16 protein-coding genes are annotated in these 16,699 nt (G+C 70.8%); 5 read left to right on the top strand and 11 right to left on the bottom strand.

Going from position 1 to position 16,699, the window contains the following annotated elements:
- Positions 1-13: 13 nt before the first annotated feature.
- From G6N10_RS17965 to G6N10_RS17945, 5 genes are read right to left on the bottom strand one after another with little or no spacing between them, the layout of a single operon-like run.
- Positions 14-451, bottom strand: coding sequence for a type II toxin-antitoxin system Rv0910 family toxin (locus G6N10_RS17965; RefSeq protein WP_085098926.1), 438 nt, complete (start codon positions 449-451; stop codon positions 14-16).
- Between the two features lie 57 nt (positions 452-508).
- Entirely contained in the window at positions 509-700 is a 192-nt protein-coding gene (locus G6N10_RS17960) for an antitoxin (RefSeq protein WP_085098923.1), read from the bottom strand.
- 52 nt (positions 701-752) lie between these two features.
- Positions 753-3,158: a cation-translocating P-type ATPase gene (locus tag G6N10_RS17955; protein ID WP_085098920.1), complete on the bottom strand. Its 2,406-nt coding sequence runs from the start codon at positions 3,156-3,158 to the stop codon at positions 753-755.
- A 38-nt stretch (positions 3,159-3,196) separates the two neighbouring features.
- A complete protein-coding gene (locus G6N10_RS17950; RefSeq protein WP_085099132.1) occupies positions 3,197-4,303 on the bottom strand; it encodes an MBL fold metallo-hydrolase in 1,107 nt (368 codons plus the stop codon).
- A gap of 5 nt (positions 4,304-4,308) precedes the next feature.
- Entirely contained in the window at positions 4,309-5,043 is a 735-nt protein-coding gene (locus G6N10_RS17945) for an enoyl-CoA hydratase (protein ID WP_085098917.1), read from the bottom strand.
- A gap of 26 nt (positions 5,044-5,069) precedes the next feature.
- Between G6N10_RS17945 and G6N10_RS17940 the strand changes: the two genes are divergently transcribed.
- The 5 genes from G6N10_RS17940 (at position 5,070) to G6N10_RS17920 (ending at position 10,664) form a co-directional block, all read left to right on the top strand.
- Entirely contained in the window at positions 5,070-6,545 is a 1,476-nt protein-coding gene (locus G6N10_RS17940; RefSeq protein ID WP_085098915.1) for a carboxyl transferase domain-containing protein, read from the top strand.
- A 53-nt stretch (positions 6,546-6,598) separates the two neighbouring features.
- Complete coding sequence (locus G6N10_RS17935) at positions 6,599-7,438, top strand: ABC transporter ATP-binding protein (protein WP_085098912.1); 840 nt, start codon at positions 6,599-6,601, stop codon at positions 7,436-7,438.
- A gap of 2 nt (positions 7,439-7,440) precedes the next feature.
- Positions 7,441-8,496 carry an ABC transporter permease gene (locus tag G6N10_RS17930; RefSeq protein WP_085098909.1) on the top strand — a complete coding sequence of 352 codons (1,056 nt, stop codon included), beginning with the start codon at positions 7,441-7,443 and terminating at the stop codon, positions 8,494-8,496.
- A gap of 87 nt (positions 8,497-8,583) precedes the next feature.
- A complete protein-coding gene (gene prrA / locus G6N10_RS17925; RefSeq protein ID WP_407663998.1) occupies positions 8,584-9,294 on the top strand; it encodes a two-component system response regulator PrrA in 711 nt (236 codons plus the stop codon).
- Positions 9,294-10,664 carry a sensor histidine kinase gene (locus tag G6N10_RS17920; protein ID WP_109750584.1) on the top strand — a complete coding sequence of 457 codons (1,371 nt, stop codon included), beginning with the start codon at positions 9,294-9,296 and terminating at the stop codon, positions 10,662-10,664. The genes prrA and G6N10_RS17920 overlap by 1 nt, the downstream gene beginning before the upstream one ends.
- On the opposite strand, the gene G6N10_RS17915 is transcribed toward G6N10_RS17920, so the two are convergent.
- The 6 genes from G6N10_RS17915 to G6N10_RS17890 form a co-directional block, all read right to left on the bottom strand.
- Entirely contained in the window at positions 10,661-11,023 is a 363-nt protein-coding gene (locus tag G6N10_RS17915) for an FKBP-type peptidyl-prolyl cis-trans isomerase (RefSeq protein ID WP_085098906.1), read from the bottom strand. The genes G6N10_RS17920 and G6N10_RS17915 overlap by 4 nt on opposite strands.
- Before the next feature lie 36 nt (positions 11,024-11,059).
- The gene (locus G6N10_RS17910) at positions 11,060-12,361 is read right to left on the bottom strand and encodes a citrate synthase (protein WP_085098903.1); all 1,302 of its coding nucleotides are present in this window, start codon (positions 12,359-12,361) and stop codon (positions 11,060-11,062) included.
- A gap of 120 nt (positions 12,362-12,481) precedes the next feature.
- A complete protein-coding gene (locus G6N10_RS17905; RefSeq protein WP_085098900.1) occupies positions 12,482-13,114 on the bottom strand; it encodes a TetR family transcriptional regulator in 633 nt (210 codons plus the stop codon).
- Positions 13,115-13,137: 23 nt separating this feature from the next.
- Positions 13,138-13,767: a pyridoxamine 5'-phosphate oxidase gene (gene pdxH / locus G6N10_RS17900; protein WP_085099123.1), complete on the bottom strand. Its 630-nt coding sequence runs from the start codon at positions 13,765-13,767 to the stop codon at positions 13,138-13,140.
- Between the two features lie 118 nt (positions 13,768-13,885).
- Positions 13,886-15,553, bottom strand: coding sequence for a 4Fe-4S binding protein (locus tag G6N10_RS17895; protein WP_085098897.1), 1,668 nt, complete (start codon positions 15,551-15,553; stop codon positions 13,886-13,888).
- 15 nt (positions 15,554-15,568) lie between these two features.
- Positions 15,569-16,627, bottom strand: a complete 1,059-nt coding sequence (locus tag G6N10_RS17890; protein WP_085098894.1) for an AurF N-oxygenase family protein — start codon at positions 16,625-16,627, stop codon at positions 15,569-15,571.
- Between the last annotated feature and the right edge of the window lie 72 nt (positions 16,628-16,699).

The raw sequence follows: 16,699 nt of genomic DNA, 5'->3' as shown, positions 1-16,699 counted from the left end.
CGCCGGGCGGCGGTCAGCTCGGTGCGTAGAGGGCCTTGAACTGGTCCAGCGACTGGCGGATGTCGCCCTTGAGCGCGCCGGCCACAATCATTCCGATCGGCCCGAACAGCGCCGGGCCGCCGAGGTGGATGTCGAAGGTGACGATGGAACCGCCGTCGGTGGGGGTGACCCGGCCGATCAGCTTGATCTTGACCCCGCCCTTGCCGTCGCCGTTGAGCGTCATCGACTGCGGCGGCTTGTAATTCACCAGGGTCCAGTGCACCCGGTTCGGCATGCCCTTGACCTCGACGATCGAGTCGAGGGTGGTGCCCTTCTCCAGGGTTTCCGGCAGGGTGCTGCGCCACACCCGGTGGATCGACAGCCAGTCCTTGTAGCGGGTGAGATCGGCCGCGCGATCCCAGGCCTGCTCGGGATCCAACGGCACGTCCACCGAGACCGATAGCTTCGCCATGGCGCAATTCTGGCAGGCGGCCCGCCCCCGGGTGAGGGCAGGCCGCCCGACGGCGGGTCAGGCCGAGGTGTCGCCCTCGCCCTGCAGCTTCTGCGCGGCGTCCTTGGCCGCCTGCTGCGCCTTGTCCACGGCGCCGGCGAACTTGCCCTCGGTCTTCGCGTCGATGGCATCGCCGGCCTTCTCGATCGCGGCCTCCACCTTGTCGACGTTCTGGCCGATCAGATCCTTGGCCTTGTCGATGAACGACATATCGTCCCCTTTCCCGGGATTGCTGTTGCCCGCCAATTGTGCGGACTCAGCGTTACCGCCACAACCGGCGGGGTTCGCCGAGGATGCGGCCCTGCAGCCACCACAGCCCCTCGATGGCCGCCGCGCCGGCGACCCCGATCGCCACCGCGGTGGACATCATCGCCAGGTTCGACGGGTCGAGCATCAGCTTTTCCCGGACCCACTCGGACAGGAAGATCACCAGGAAAATGATCAGGTAGGCCAGCGCCGATGCCGCCACCAGCAGCACCCGCCACCACTGGTAGGGCCGGGCCACCGTGGCCAGCACCCACCACGCACTGATCAACAGGGTGACGTACGCCGCGGTGGAGGCCTGGGTCTGCAACTGCGCGGGAGCCTGGCTGCCCGGGTTGGCGATCAGGTAGCTGGCGAAGGTCGCGATGCCGACCACCAGCCCCGAGGGCAGCGCCGCCGTCATCACCCGCCGCACGAAACCGGTTTTGGCCCGCTCGTTGTTGGGCGCCAGCGAGAGCACAAAGGCCGGGATGCCGATGGTGAACCAGGCCGCGATCGTCACGTGGATCGGCTGGAACGGAAACAGCAGCGGCTCGGCGTCAGTCAGCTGGGCGACCAACCCGACCACCCCGACCAGCAGCGCCAGGAACACCGAGTACACCGTCTTGGTGAGGAACAGGTTGGAGACCCGCTCGATGTTGCCGATCACCCGTCGGCCCTCCCCCACCACGTACGGCAGGGTGGCGAACTTGTTGTCCAGCAACACGATCTGCGCGACGGCGCGGGTGGCCGGGCTGCCCGCGCCCATCGCCACACCGATGTCGGCGTCCTTGAGCGCCAGTACATCGTTGACGCCGTCGCCGGTCATCGCGACGTTGTGGCCGCGGGACTGCAGCGCGCCGACCATGGCGCGTTTCTGGTCGGGCCGAACGCGACCGAAGGTGGTGTACTCCTCCAGCACCCCGGCCAGCTGCTCGGTATCGTCGGGGAGCTGCCGGGCGTCGAGGGTTTCCCCCTGCAACCCAAGGGAATTGGCCACCGCACCGACCGACACCGCATTATCCCCGGAGATCACCTTCACCGTGACGTGCTGTTCCCCGAAGTACTCCAGGGTGGCCCGGGCGTCGGGACGAAGTTTCTGTTCGAGCACCACCAGCGCCACCGGGGTGACCACGCCCGGGGCATCCGGCGTGTCCACGCTGCGGTCGGAGCTGCCCAGCAGCAGCACCCGAAGACCCTGGGCGCCAATGCGTTCGGCCTCCGCTGCGGCGCCCGAACCCGGATCGGCGAGCACATCCGGCGCGCCAATCACCCAGTTGCCGTTGTCCCCGAACGAGGCGCCGCTCCACTTGGTCGCGGATTTGAACGGCGCCGACCCGGTCTCGGTCCAGCCCGGATCCACCGGGTACGCCTCGGCGATGGCCTGCATGCTGGCATTGGGCCGGGCATCGGCGGCGGCGAGGGCGGCCAGCGCAGCGTCTGCGGAGCCGTCACCGGCGTCGTCACCGAGGCCGATGACCTCCTGCAGCCGCATGCCGTTCTCGGTCAGCGTGCCGGTCTTGTCCGCGCACACCACGTCGACGCGGGCCAGACCCTCGATCGCGGGCAGCTCGTTGACCAGACATTGCCGCCGGCCCAGCCGGATGACGCCGACGGCGAAGGCCAGCGAGGTCATCAGCACCAGGCCCTCGGGCACCATCGGCACCAGCGCGCCGACCATCCGCAGCACCGATTCGCGCCAGCCGAGATCGCTGGTGAACAGCTGGGTGTAGATGGTCAGCAGCCCGGCCGGCCACAGCAGGTAGGTGATGAACCGCAGGATGGTGTTGATGCCGCTGCGCAGTTCGGAGTGCACCAGGGTGAATTTGCTGGCCTCCTCGGCCAGCTTCGCCGCGTACGCCTCCCGGCCCACCTTGGTGGCCCGGTAGGCACCGGTGCCGGCCACCACGAAGCTGCCCGACATCACCGGGTCGCCGACGCTCTTGTCGATCGGGTCGGCCTCGCCGGTGAGCAGCGACTCGTCGACCTCCAGGTTGGCGGCCTCGATCACCTCGCCGTCGACGACGATCTGGTCGCCCGGGCCGATCTCGATGACATCGTCGAGCACCACCTCGTTGGGCGGCCGCGCCGCGGTCCCGGACACCCGGCGCACCGTCGGGCGGGCCTGCCCGACGATGGCCAGCTCGTCGAGGGTCTTCTTGGCGCGCAGCTCCTGGATGATGCCGATGCCGCTGTTGGCGATGATCAGCAGGCCGAACATGCCGTTGATCAGCGACCCGGTCGACAGCACGATCAGGAACAGCACCCCGAGGATCGCGTTGATCCGGGTGAAGACGTTGGCCCGGACGATCTCGGCGACGCTGCGCGCGGCCCGGGTCGGTACGTCGTTGGTGCGGCCGTCGGCGATGCGGGCGGCGACCTCTTGATCGGTGAGCCCGGCCGAGGTCGCGGCTGATGTCGTCACGCCAGGACTCTAACCGCTGACCGGTGGGAAGTCGGTGCTCAGAGCCGCCACCACGCGTCGGTCGCCGGATCGGCCGCCGTGCGGCGCACCCGCTGGCCCGGCCGCGGGACCGCCGCGGTGACCGCGGCCTCGGTGGCGGCGGCCAGCATTCGTTCGATCGGCTCGGCCCACGGGTGCGGCGCCAGCCGGAACGTCGCCCAGTGGATCGGCACGAACAGCCCGGCGTCGGACATGTCGCGATGCGCCCGGATCGCCTCCTCCGGGTTCATGTGAATGTCCGGCCAGCTCGGGTGGTAGGCGCCGACCGGCATCAGGGTCAGGTCGAACGGCCCGTGGTCCTGCCCGATCCCGGCGAAGGCCGCGGTGTAGCCGGTGTCGCCGCCGAAGAACGCCCGGTGCCGCGGCCCGATCAGCGCCCAGGACGACCACAGCGTGGTGTTGCGGGTCAGGAACCGCCCGGAGAAATGCCGGGCCGGGGTGCAGACGATCCGCAGTTCGGCGAACCGGACCTGCTGCCCCCAGTCCAGCTCGACGATCCGGCCGTCGGGCACCCCCCAGCGGCGCAGGTGCGCGCCGATGCCGAGCGGCACGTGGAAGACGGCGTTCTGGCTGCGGGCCAGGCCCCGGATGGTGTCGATGTCGAGGTGGTCGTAGTGGTCGTGGCTGATGATCACCGCGTCGACCGACGGCAGCGCGTCCAGCGGCGCGGGCACCGGATGCAACCGCGCCGGGCCGACCGCGCGCGACGGCGAGCACCGCTCGCTCCACACCGGGTCGGTCAGGATCCGGTAGCCGTCCAGCTCGATCAGCGCCGAGGAGTGCCCGTACCAGGTGACCGCGAGGTCGGCGGCCGGCACGCTCGGATCCGGGGCCAGGACCGGGATCTGTGCGGGCACCGCGTGGTCGGTGCCGCCGAACATGTCGTGGGCGACCTTCCACATGTCGGCCCGGGTGATGCTCAGCGTGGACGACGGCTCGCGGTTGTGGAACACCCCGTCGCGGTAGTTCGGCGATCCACCGGCGACGGTGGCGATTCGGGCGGGGTTGGCGCCCAGCGCGTCGGGCACGCCGTGCAGCGCGCGGACCGCCCACCCGCCGGTGACGGCGGCGGCGGTGCCGCCGACCACCCGGAGCGCCTGGCGCAGCATGATCAGCCGCCGATGAAGTTGGCGGCGCGCTTCTCGATGCGCGCCACCTGGGCCTCGATCACGTCCTTGCTCTGCCAGGCCTTGTCGAAGAGCGCCTTGTGCTCGGGCCAGGTCTCCTCGTAGGCGCCGTCATCGTTGAGCACCCGCTTGGAGTGCTGCAGCGACAGCGGCGCGAAGCCGGCGATCTCGGCGGCCCAGGCCTGCGCGTCGGCCAGCGTGCCGATCCGGTTGGCCATCCCGGTCGCCAGCGCGGTGTCGGCGGTCAGCCGCTCGGCGGCCAGCAGCATGCCGCGGGCCCGCCCGGCGCCGACCAGCGAGGTCAGCCGTCGAATACTCCAGTTGTCCAGGGCCAGGCCGTACTTGGCGATCGGGAACTGGAAGTAGGCCTCCGGCGCGACGACCCGCAGGTCGCAGATCATCGACAGGATCACCCCGGCACCGATCGTCGGGCCGTTGATCGCACCGATCACCGGCATCGGGGCCCGGTCGATCGCCTGGTTCAGCGCCAGCGCCTTGTCCGGCAGCTTCTCGGCCATGCCGCCGGGGTCGGTCAGGTCGGCGCCGGAGCTGAACACCCGGCCGGCCCCGGTCAGCACGATGGCCCGGACATCCTGCTCGGCGGCGTGCTCGACCGCCTCCCGCAGGCTGTCGACGAGTTCGCAGTTCAACGCGTTGCGTCGTTCCTCGCGCTGCATGGTGAGGGTCATGACATTGCCGTCACGAGAGATACCGATCATCGGGCCAGCGTAACTAACCTCTGACTATGGCCCGGACCAACGCCCGTGAACTCTGCGACCTCATCCTCGACGACGGCTCATTCGTCAGCTGGGACACCGAACCGCTGGCGGTGCCGGCCGGGCCGGAGTACGCCGCGGAGCTGGCCGCCGCCCGGGCGGCCACCGGCTGCGACGAATCGGTGCTCACCGGGGCCGGCACGGTGTCCGGGCGGCCGGTGGCGGTGGTGGCCAGCGAGTTCGATTTCCTGGCCGGGTCGATCGGGGTGGCCGCCGCCGAGCGGATCACCGAGGCGATCACTCGTGCCACCGATGCGGGTCTGCCGCTGCTGGCCTCGCCGGCCTCCGGTGGCACCCGGATGCAGGAGGGCACGGTCGCGTTCCTGCAGATGGTCAAGATCACCGCCGCCGTCGCCCGGCACAAGGCCGCGCACCTGCCCTACCTGGTGTATCTGCGGCACCCGACCACCGGCGGGGTGTTCGCGTCGTGGGGGTCACTCGGGCACATCACCGTCGCCGAGCCGGGCGCGCTGATCGGGTTCCTGGGCCCGCGGGTCTACGAGCAGCTCTACGGCCATCCGTTCCCGGCCGGCGTGCAGACCGCGGAGAACCTGCAGCGCCACGGCGTCGTCGACGCGGTGCTGCCGCCCGCCGCGGTCCGCGGGGCGCTGGACCGGGCGCTTGCGGTGATCGGGGACGCGCCGGCGGGGATCCCGCCAACCGAGACCGCCCCGGCGGTCCCCGGCGCCGACGGTTCGGCCTGGGACTGCGTGTTGGCCTCGCGCCGGCCGGATCGGCCCGGCGTCGACCAGTTGCTGCGCGCGGCCTCCGACGGCCATGTGCTGCTCAGCGGCACCGGGCGCGGGGAGTCGGGCACCACGGTGCTGGCGCTGGCCCGGTTCGCCGGCCAGCCGGTGGTGCTGCTGGGTCAACGCCGGGTGACCGGTGGGCTGACCGGCCCGGCCGCGCTGCGCGAGGCCCGCCGGGGCATGGCGCTGGCCGAGGGCCTGGCGCTGCCGCTGGTGCTGGTGATCGACACCGCGGGACCGGCGCTGTCACGGGAGGCCGAGGAGGGCGGGCTGGCCGGCGAGATCGCCCGCTGCCTGGCCGATCTGGTCACCCTCGATGTGCCGACGGTGTCGGTGCTGATGGGTCAGGGCAGCGGCGGTCCGGCGCTGGCGATGGTGCCCGCCGACCGGGTGCTGGCCGCCCGCAACGGCTGGCTGGCGCCGCTGCCGCCGGAGGGCGCCAGCGCGATCGTCTTCCGCGACACCGCGCACGCACCCGAGCTGGCCGCCGCCCAGGGCGTCGCCGCGGCGGACCTGCGGCGCAACGGCATCGTCGACGTCATCGTGCCCGAGCTGCCCGACGCCGCCGAGGAACCGGCGGCGTTCCTGCGGCGGCTCGCCGACACCATCGCCGCGGAGGTGGCCGGCCTGCGGGCGGTCCCGGGCGACGATCGGATGGCCGCGCGGCTGCGCCGGTATCGGCGGATCGGGTTGTAGCGGCCCGAAATCGGCGGCCGTCGGCCCCGCGCGGCGCGGTTAGGCTGCCGACCATGACGTTTCAGGCGGTGGGGCTGAGTCGCTCGTTCGGCTCGCACGTCGCGGTGGCGCACGCGGATCTGACCCTGACACCGGGCCGGGTGACCGGCCTGGTCGGCCCGAACGGGGCAGGCAAGACGACCTTGCTGCTGCTGCTCGCCGGGCTGCTGGCGCCGCACCGCGGCGCGCTGCTGTGGGACGGCCGGCCGCTGCCCGCCCGGCAGCTGCGATCGCTGGTGGGCTGGATGCCCGACACCATCGGCACCTGGGAGGGCCTGACCGCCGCCGAGATTCTGACCGCCTTCGCCCGGCTGCATCGACTGCCGGCCCCGCGAGCCCGGGCCCGGGCTCGGGAGCTGCTGGCCCTGGTGCATCTCAGCGAGTTCGCCGACCGGCCCGCCCACGAGCTGTCCCGCGGGCAGAAGCAGCGGCTGAGTTTCGCCCGGGCGTTGGTCCACCAGCCACCGGTGTTGCTGCTCGACGAACCGGCCTCCGGGATGGATCCGCGCTCCCGCATCGAATTGCGGGATCAGCTGCGCATCCTGGCCGGCCACGGCGCCGCGGTGCTGGTGTCCTCGCACATTCTGTCCGAGCTCTCGGAGCTGGCCGACGACATCGTGGTGATGACCGCGGGCCGGACCGCGGCACCGGTGACCGACGCCGGGGACGCCTGGCGGATCCGGCTGGTCGGCCAGTCCGACCTGCAGGCCGAGACCCGCTCCTTCCCCGACGACAAGGCCGCCGCCGAGTATCTGGCCGGGCTGATCGGCGCGGGCGTCGCGGTGGCCGAGTTCAGCAGGGTGGGCAACGAATTGGAGTCGCTGTATCTGTCGGCGACCACGGAACGGATCTGAGCATGCGGTCGTGGTGGGAAGCGGTGCTGGTGGTCACCGGGTTGGAGCTGCGCCAGCGGGTGCGGTCGACGCGGTGGTGGGCCAGCCTGGCCGGGCTGTTCGCGACGGTCTCGGTGTTCGTGTTCGGGTCGCTGTACCTGGCGGTATCGGCCGGCGGCGCCCGGTACGTGGAGTGGGCGGAGTACCTGTATCTCCTGGTCGTCGGCGTGGTGCTGTTCTTCGGGATCATCATCGCCCCGACGCTGAGCGCGACGTCGATCAGCGGCGACCGCCGCGACGCCACCCTGGCGCTGGTGCAGGCCACCCCGATCACCAACTGGCAGCTGACCACCGGCAAGCTGCTGGGCAGCTGGGCGGCCAGCATGGCGCTGCCGTTGGCGTGCACGCCGTACCTGATCTGGGCCAGCGTCTCCAGCGCCACCGCCGTGGGATGGTGCCTGCTGGGCGCCGTCGTCGTCGCGCTGCTGTTCGGCTGCTTCTGCGCGATCGGGCTGGGGTTTTCCGCGGTGTCTGCTCGGCCCACCACCTCGGCGGTGCTGACGCAGTTGGCGGTGCTGTTCCTGGTGCTCGGCCTGCCCGCGCTGTTCGGCCTGCTGGTGCCGGCCATCCAGCAGAGCCACCGGGTACCAGGCACCGACGTCATGTACACACCGAGCGGCGCGGAGCCGCTGTGCCGGGAAGTCACTCGGCAACGCACCGTTGAGCACACCGAGCGGACCTGGTGGCTGCTGGCGCCGAATCCGTTTCTGATCGTCGCCGACATCGTCGGGGGAAATGAGCCCCGGCCGGACCGCGACCTGTACGACTCGCCGACCTTCGACATGGCGTCGTTGCTGTCGGAGGCCCGGTCCGGGCCCTACCTGGACGGGCAGCGGTGCGCGGACCTGGATGATGAGGCCTGGCATCGCCGGCGCGATCACGACGAGGCCTACCTGGGCCGGAGCTGGTACTGGGGTCTCGGGATCAACCTGATGCTCGGCGCCGGCGCGTTCACGCTGGCCGCCCGCAGGCTGCGGGTGCCGGTCGGAAAGCTGCCCCGGGGCGTGCGGCTCGCGTGACTCGACGAGCGGCGCTTTCCGCGAGGAAGAGGTCACGCCGCCCCTCCCCGGCGTCGGAACCGGGTCCGCGCGCGACCATCGGGCAAAATGACCACCATGGACAATGGCGGAGGTTCCCCCCGGTTGCTGGTCGTCGACGACGACCCGGACGTGCTGAGCTCGCTGGAGCGCGGGCTGCGGCTGTCCGGGTTCGAGGTGGCCACCGCCGTCGACGGTGCCGAAGCGCTGCGCAGCGCCACCGAGAACCGGCCCGATGCGATCGTGCTGGACATCAACATGCCGGTGCTCGACGGGGTCAGCGTGGTGACGGCGCTGCGGGCAATGGACAACGACGTGCCGGTCTGCGTGCTCTCGGCGCGCAGTTCGGTCGACGACCGGGTGGCCGGCCTGGAGGCCGGTGCCGACGACTATCTGGTCAAGCCGTTCGTGCTGGCCGAGTTGGTGGCCCGGGTCCGGGCGCTGCTGCGCCGCCGCGGCGCCACCGCGACGTTCTCCTCGGAGACCATCACCGTCGGGCCGCTTGAGGTCGACATCCCGGGCCGCCGGGCGCGGGTCAACGGCGTCGACGTGGACCTGACCAAGCGGGAGTTCGACCTGCTGGCGGTGCTCGCCGAGCACAAGACCGCGGTGCTGTCCCGGGCCCAGTTGCTGGAGTTGGTGTGGGGCTATGACTTCGCCGCCGACACCAACGTCGTCGACGTGTTCATCGGCTACCTGCGGCGCAAGCTGGAGGCCAACGGCGCCCCGCGGCTGTTGCACACCGTGCGCGGCGTCGGCTTCGTGTTGCGGACCCAGTAGTGGCCGGCCAGCAACGACTGTTCCGGCCGCTGCGGCTGCCGCTGCTGTCGCTGCGCAGCATCGTGATCGTCGCGGCCTTCTCGGTGATCCTGACCGTGCTCACCATCGGCACCTGGGTGTGGATCGGGATCACCAAGGAGCAGTACAGCCAGCTGGACCGCCGGCTGGACTCGGTCAGCAGCCTCGGCGACGTGTCCACCCTGCTGCGCACCGCGATGGACGCCGACGCCGACGAGCCCGCCCCCAAGGGCAGCCTGGTGCGCACCGTGCGGCTGGGGCCGGCGACGGTGTCGATTCCCGGCGACGTGGTGCTGCCGGAGCTGCCCAACGGGTACGCCGACACCAGCATCGACGGGGTGCCCTACCGGGTACGGACCTTCACCACCGGGCAGGCGTCGATCGCGCTCGGTGAGCCGCTGGCCTACACCCAGCAGCGGATCGCCGATCAGCACACCCGGGTGATCGTCATCTGCGGCCTGGTCATCCTGGGCACCTTCCTGGTCGGCGGGCTGATGTGGGTGGTGATGATCAACCCGTTCCGGGTGCTGGCGCAGCAGGCCCGCGCCATCAACGCCCAGTCCAAGCCCGACGAGGTGCAGGTGCACGGGGTGTGGGAGGCGGTCGAGATCGCCGAGGCGGTCGAGGGGGTGCTGGCCCGGCTCGGCGACGAGCAGCAGCGCACCAAGGCGGCGCTGGAATCCGCGCGCGACTTCGCCGCGGTGTCCGCCCACGAGCTGCGCACACCGCTGACCGCGATGCGCACCAACCTGGAGGTGCTGGCCACCCTGGAGCTGCCCGAGGATCAGCGCCACGAGGTGCTCGACGACGTCATCCGCGCGCAGTCGCGCATCGAGTCGACGCTCGGTGCGCTGGAGCGGCTGGCCCAGGGTGAGCTGTCCACCTCCGAGGACCACGTGCCCGTCGACATCACCGAGTTGCTGGACCGGGCGGCCCACGATGCCATGCGCACCTTCCCCGACCTGGAGGTGTCACTGGTTCCGGCGCCCACGGTGCTGATCATCGGGCTGCCCGCCGGGCTGCGGCTGGCGGTGGACAACGCCATCGCCAACGCGGTCAAGCACGGCAACGCGACCCGGATCCAGTTGTCGGCCGTGCCGTCGCGGGAGGGCGTGGAGATCGCCGTGGACGACAACGGCAGCGGGGTGCCCGAGGCCGAACGCACCGTGGTCTTCGAGCGGTTCTCCCGCGGGTCGACGGCCTCGGTGTCCGGTTCCGGTCTGGGCCTGGCGCTGGTCGCCCAGCAGGCCGACCTGCACGGCGGGACCGCCGCGCTGGAGTCCAGCCCGCTGGGCGGGGCGCGACTGCTGCTGAAACTGCCCGGCATTCCGCAGCCGGGCCAGTCCGACTAAGCGGTGCCGAGCAGGTCGATCACGAAGATCAGCGTCTTGCCGGACAGCCGGTGCCCGGATCCGGCCGGGCCGTAGGCCTGCGCCGGCGGGATGGTCAGCTTGCGGCGGCCGCCGACCCGCATCCCGGGGATGCCGTCCTGCCAGCCCTGGATCAGCCCGCGCAGCGGGAACTCGATCGATTCGCCGCGATTCCAGGAGCTGTCGAATTCCGCGCCGGTGTCGTACTCGACGCCGACGTAGTGCACCTGCACGTGTCCGCCGGGCACGGCCTCCGCGCCGTCGCCGATCACCAGGTCTTCGATCACCAGCTCGGTGGGAGCCGGGCCGTCGGGGAAGTCGATCTCGGGTTTGGTCGCCATGGGCATCGACCCTACCCGCAGGCCGGCGTCTCGGGGTCAGCCCCGGCTGGCCAGCCCGACGTAGTCGCGCTCGGTGTAGCCGGTGTAGATCTGGCGCGGCCGGCCGATCTTGGTGGGCTCGCCGTTCATCTCGCGCCAGTGCGCGATCCAGCCGGGCAGCCGGCCCAGCGCGAACAGCACGGTGAACATCCGGGTCGGGAAGCCCATCGCGCGGTAGATCACGCCGGTGTAGTAGTCGACGTTCGGGTAGAGCTTGCGCTCGACGAAGAAGTCGTCGGTCAGCGCGATCTCCTCCAGCGCCTTGGCGATGTCCAGCAGCTCGTCGTCCCCGCCGAGCTTGGCCAGCAGCTTGTCGGCCTGCTGCTTGACGATGCGGGCGCGCGGGTCGTAATTCTTGTAGACCCGGTGGCCGAAGCCCATCAGCTTGACGCCGTCCTCGCGGTCCTTGACCTTGCGGACGAATTCCTTGGCGTCGCCGCCGTCGCGACGGATGCGCTCCAGCATCTCCAGCACCGCCTGGTTGGCGCCGCCGTGCAGCGGACCCCACAGCGCGTTGATGCCGCCGGAGATCGAGGTGAACAGGTTGGCCTGCGAGGAGCCGACCAGCCGCACCGTCGACGTCGAACAGTTCTGCTCGTGGTCGGCGTGCAGGATGAACAGCATGTCCAGCGCCCGGACGATCTCCGGGTCGACGACGTAGGGCTCGGCGGGGAACCCGAACGTCATCCGCAGGAAGTTCTCCACCAGCGTCAGCGAGTTGTCCGGGTACAGGAACGGCTGCCCCTCGGACTTCTTGTAGGCGTAGGCGGCGATCGTCGGCATCTTGGCCAGCAGCCGGATGGTGGACAGCTCGACCTGCTCACGGTCCATCGGGTCCAGCGAATCCGGGTAGTAGGCACTGAGCGCGTTCACCGCCGAGGACAGCACCGGCATCGGATGCGCGTTGCGCGGGAAGCCGTCGTAGAACCGCTTGAGGCCCTCGTCGATCAGGGTGTGTCGCTGAATCTGGTTGGTGAACGCGGCGAGCTGCTCGGCGGTCGGCAGCTCCCCGTAGATCAGCAGGTAGCTGACCTCGATGAAGGTCGACTTCTCGGCGAGCTGCTCGATCGGGTAGCCGCGGTAGCGCAGGATCCCGGCGTCACCGTCGATGTAGGTGATGGAGCTCTTGGTCGGCGCGGTGTTCATGAACCCGCCGTCGAAGGTCGTGTAACCGGTCTTCGCCAGCATCGAGCCCAGGGCTATCCCGTCGGAACCCTCGGTTGCGCGGACGATCTGCAGATCCAGCTCGCCACCCGGGTAGTGCAGGGTGGCGGTGTCCAAGGATGATTCGTCGGCCACAAAAACCCCTTCTGAGCTTCCGGCAGCACCGGCGCTGCGTATTAGAAGTTAGTCGGTTCCCCCCGGGAACACCCAACGGGGGTTACCGCCGAGGCAACCTGCCCGGTCACCGCCAACACCCTACGGCTGTGCAATCCCCGCGGCCAGCCCGGTGAACAGGCGGTATGCCCCGTCGAGACGCTCGGCGAACAGTTCCGGGCCCAGCGGTGTGGCGGCCTCGTGCTCCTCGTGGTCACCGCTGGCGGCCGCGGTGATCGCCGCCCACGCCCACGCCACCAGTTCGTGATCGCGGTGCCCCGGCGGCGCACCGGTGCGCGCGGCGATCACCGCACTGATGCCCAGCCGGGTGGTCAGCGCCGACGCCCGCAGTTCCGGTGCCGCGTTGAGCACCCTGAGCAGTTGTGCGATCCCCCCGACGGTCAGCCCGGGCACCCCCCCGGACCGCACCCTGCCGAGCACCGCCAGGTGCGCGTCGCGCAGCGCCCCCAGCGCGGGCACCTCCGGCGGGATTCGGGTCATTTCGTCGGCGACGGCGGCGGTCAGGTCGTCGACCAGCGCCAGCAGCACCGTTTCCTTGGCCGGGAAGTACCGGGCGAAGGTCCGCTCCGACACCCCGACCGCGTCGGCGATCTGGCTGACCGTGGTCTGCTCGTAGCCCTGTTCCAGGCACAGCCGCACCGCGGCGTCGATCAGTTGCGCCCGGGTCAGCGCCATCCGGCGTTCCCGCCGGCCCAGGCTGTCCTGTTCACGCACCCCAGAATGCTATCCGGCTCGCATCAGGGCTGCAGGCGCACGGCGCCACCGGTTTCGGTCCAGCGGATCCGGTTGTGCACCCGGTCGGCGCGGCCCTGCCAGAACTCGACGACGTCCGGGGCGATCCGGTAGCCGCCCCAGTGCGACGGGGCCGGGATCTGCTCGTCGGCGGCGAACCGGTCGGTCACCGCGGCGTACCGGTCCAGCAGCGCCGCGCGCGATGCGATCGGCCTGGACTGCTCCGATGCCCAGGCGCCCAGCTGGGCGCCGCGCGGCCGGGTCGCCCAGTAGGCCTCGGTGTCGGCCCGGTCCACCCGGGTGACCGGGCCGCGGATGTGCACCTGTCGGCCCAGCCGGTACCAGGGGAAGGTGACCGACGCGTACGGCACGGCGGCCAGCTGCGCGCCCTTGTCGGAGTCGTAGTTGGTGTAGAACGTCACCCCGTCGGCGTCGACGCTCTTGCACAGCACCGACCGGGTGACCGGGCGGCCGTCGGCGACGGTGGCCAGCACCATCGCGTTGGGCTCGGCCTCCCCGGCGCGCTGCGCGTCGGCCAGCCAGCCGTGCAGCAGCGCCAGCCAGCCGTCGGCCAGCCAGTCGAGATCCAGGTCGGTGCTGCCGTCGCGGTCCGGCGAGCCGTATTCCACACGCATCGCCGCCAGCCGGCCGGCCTCCGAGTCGCTCACGGAGGATCACGCTACGCGCGGGCAGCCCGCTCCCGGCGTTTCGTACCGCTCAGGCTCGCAACGCCGCACAGGCCCGCAACGCCGCTCAGACCCGAAGCGCCGCGCGGAGCTTGTCGCGCAGGGTGGGCCGCGGCGCCATCGCCGCGACCGCCAGCATCGCGTTGACCCTGGTGAACTTGTCCCGCGGCCGGATTCCGTCGCCGCGGGCGATTTCGGCGGCGTTGATGGCATGCCAGCCGTGCAGGTCGACGAGCTCCGGCTGACGCTGGGCCACCAGCCGCTCCAACGCCCCGCGGCTCTCGGCCGGATCGGTCAGCACCCCGGCGTTGAAGTCCTCGACCAGCTGATGCACGGTGTGCTGCGCGCAGGTCTTGTTGGTGCCGATGAAGCCCGTCGGGCCGCGCTTGATCCAGCCGGCGACATAGCTGCCCGGCGCGCCGGTCACCCGGCCGTCGTCATTGGGCACCACGCCGGCGGCCGCGTCGAACGGCAGGTCCGCGACGGCCTTGCCGTGATAGCCGATGGAGGTGGCCAGCAGGCCGGCATCGACCCGGCACACCTCGTCGGTGCCGGTGCGGACGAACTCCACCGCCGTCACCGCGTCGTCGCCGATCACCCGCGCCGGGGTGAGCCGGTAGGCCAGCCGGATCCGGTGGGCCCCCGCGGGCGCCGGTTCGGCCGCATCACCGAGGGTGGCCAGGATGTCCAGCTTGTTGCGGGTCAGCGCGTCGTGCTCGCCGGCCAGGTCGGCGGTCACCAGGTCCCGGTCGGCGGCGTCGAGCACCACCAGCCGGTGCGCGGTCAGGCCGATCAGCTCGGGCAGGGTGAACGCCGAGTCGGCCGGGCCGCGCCGGGCGGCGATGACGACCTCGCGCACCTTGGACTCGCGCAGCGCGGCCAGGGCGTGGTCGGCGATGTCGGTGCCGGCCAGGTCGTCGGGGTCGGCGGTCAGGATCCGCGCAACGTCCAGCGCGACGTTGCCGTTGCCGATGATCACCACGCGCTGCGCGCTCAGATCGACGGGCAGGTCGGTGAAGTCCGGGTGCCCGTTGTACCAGGCCACCAGCTCGGTGGCGGTGTGCACGCCGGGGCGGTCCATACCCTCGATCTCCAGCCGGCGGTCGTTCGGGGCGCCGACGGCGTAGAGCACCGCGTGGTGGTGTGCCAGCAGTTCGGCGTGGCTGAGGTGCTTGCCGATCGTCACGTTGAGGAAGAACTGGAAGCCCGGCTGGTCGGCGATCCGGTCGAACAGCCGGGTGACCTGCTTGGTGTGCTGGTGATCGGGGGCGACCCCGGCCCGCACCAGCCCGTACGGGGTGGGCAGCTTCTCGAACACGTTGACCCGCACGCCGTGCTGGGTCAGCAACTCGTCGGCGGCGTACATCGCCGCCGGGCCGGAGCCGACGATCGCCACCGTCAACGGCATGCCGTGACGTTGAATCTCCGGGGCCGGCGGCACCGGGGCCAGCTTGGAGGTCGGCGGCAGTTTCTTACCCTGGCGGTCCGGGTAGAAGGCCGCGTTGAGCTCGATGAAGGGCAACTGCTCGGCGACCAGCTTGGTGTCCGGCACGATCGCCCCGACCGGGCAGGCGCTGACGCAGGCGCCGCAGTCGACGCAGGCGTCCGGGTCGACGTAGAGCATCTCCGCGGTGGCGAAACCCGGCTCGTCGGGAGTGGGGTGGATGCAGTTCACCGGGCACGCGTAGACACACGACCCGTCGCTGCAGCACGACTGGGTGATGACGTGAGGCATCGAGCGGTTCGACTCCTAGGCCGGGATCGACTCGGGCTGGGGCGCGGCGGCCAGCGGCCGCGCGGCGATCGGCAGGTGGGTGCGGTTGGGCTCGCTGCGGTAACGCGAGGCATCGCCACTGATCCGGCAGATCTTCCAGATCAGCCGGGCCAGCGGGTTCATCAGACCGGTGTCGTGGCACAGCATCCGGACGTCGCCGAACACGTCGGAGAGCATCTGCCGGGCCTCCGGCGACTTGAAGAAGATCTCCTTCTTCACCTGCTTGGGGATGTCGAACTCGCGCCAGAAGGACCGCGGCGGCTTGACGATCGCCGAACACAGCACCCGCATGGTGACCGGGACGGCCAGCGACAGCAGGAACCGCGGCCGGCGCCGCAGCGTCGGGACGCGCTTGCGCAGGTACTCATGGGCGAAGGAGATGTGCCGGGCCTCCTCGGCGACGTGGATCGCCATCACCCGCTCCATGATCGGATGCAGGTCGGCGCCCTCGCGCAGGATCGCCTTCTGCACGTGATCGATGGGCTCCTCGCCGGCGAGAACACCGAAGAAGAACAGCAGCGGCGTGGGTACCGCGAACAGCGGAATGATCGGCGAGATCCACTTGAGCAACCGCGGCATGCCGGGCACGTCCATGCCGATCTGGTTGACCATCTCCTGGAACATCAGGGTGTGGTTGCACTCCTCCACCGATTCGTGCAGGCAGTAGCGGTATTCCGGGGAGCCGTTGGGCACCCAGAACGCGTAGCCGAGCAGGCCGCGGATGAGGATCGACTCGAAGTGCAGGCCGACCTTGGCAACGTTGGCCTGGCGCCACATGCCGATCGCGATCTGCTTCTCCAGCGGCTGCGCCTGATACCAGGGATGCCGGCCGACCGGGTCGCTGTTGGTCAGCACCCAGCGCGGGTCGTTCGGGATGACGTCGAACGCCGGGTCGTCCCACTCGATGTCCTGGTAGGGACTGAAGTTCCGATTGACCGACCCCTCGGAGAGGGTGGCCAACCGCTCGACGTAGGCATTGTCGTCACGAACCTCCATGTTCCGACGCCAGCGGCGGATCATCTTCGTGCGTGCCATCTCGGTAACCTCCAATGCGGCCACATTCCTGGGCGTTGAATTTGGTAGACGGTACCGCAGGTATCGTCCGCA

It is taken from the genome of Mycolicibacterium fallax (assembly GCF_010726955.1).
GTDB classification, from domain to species: Bacteria; Actinomycetota; Actinomycetes; order Mycobacteriales; family Mycobacteriaceae; genus Mycobacterium; species Mycobacterium fallax.
This window is presented reverse-complemented; position numbering and strand designations above follow the sequence as displayed.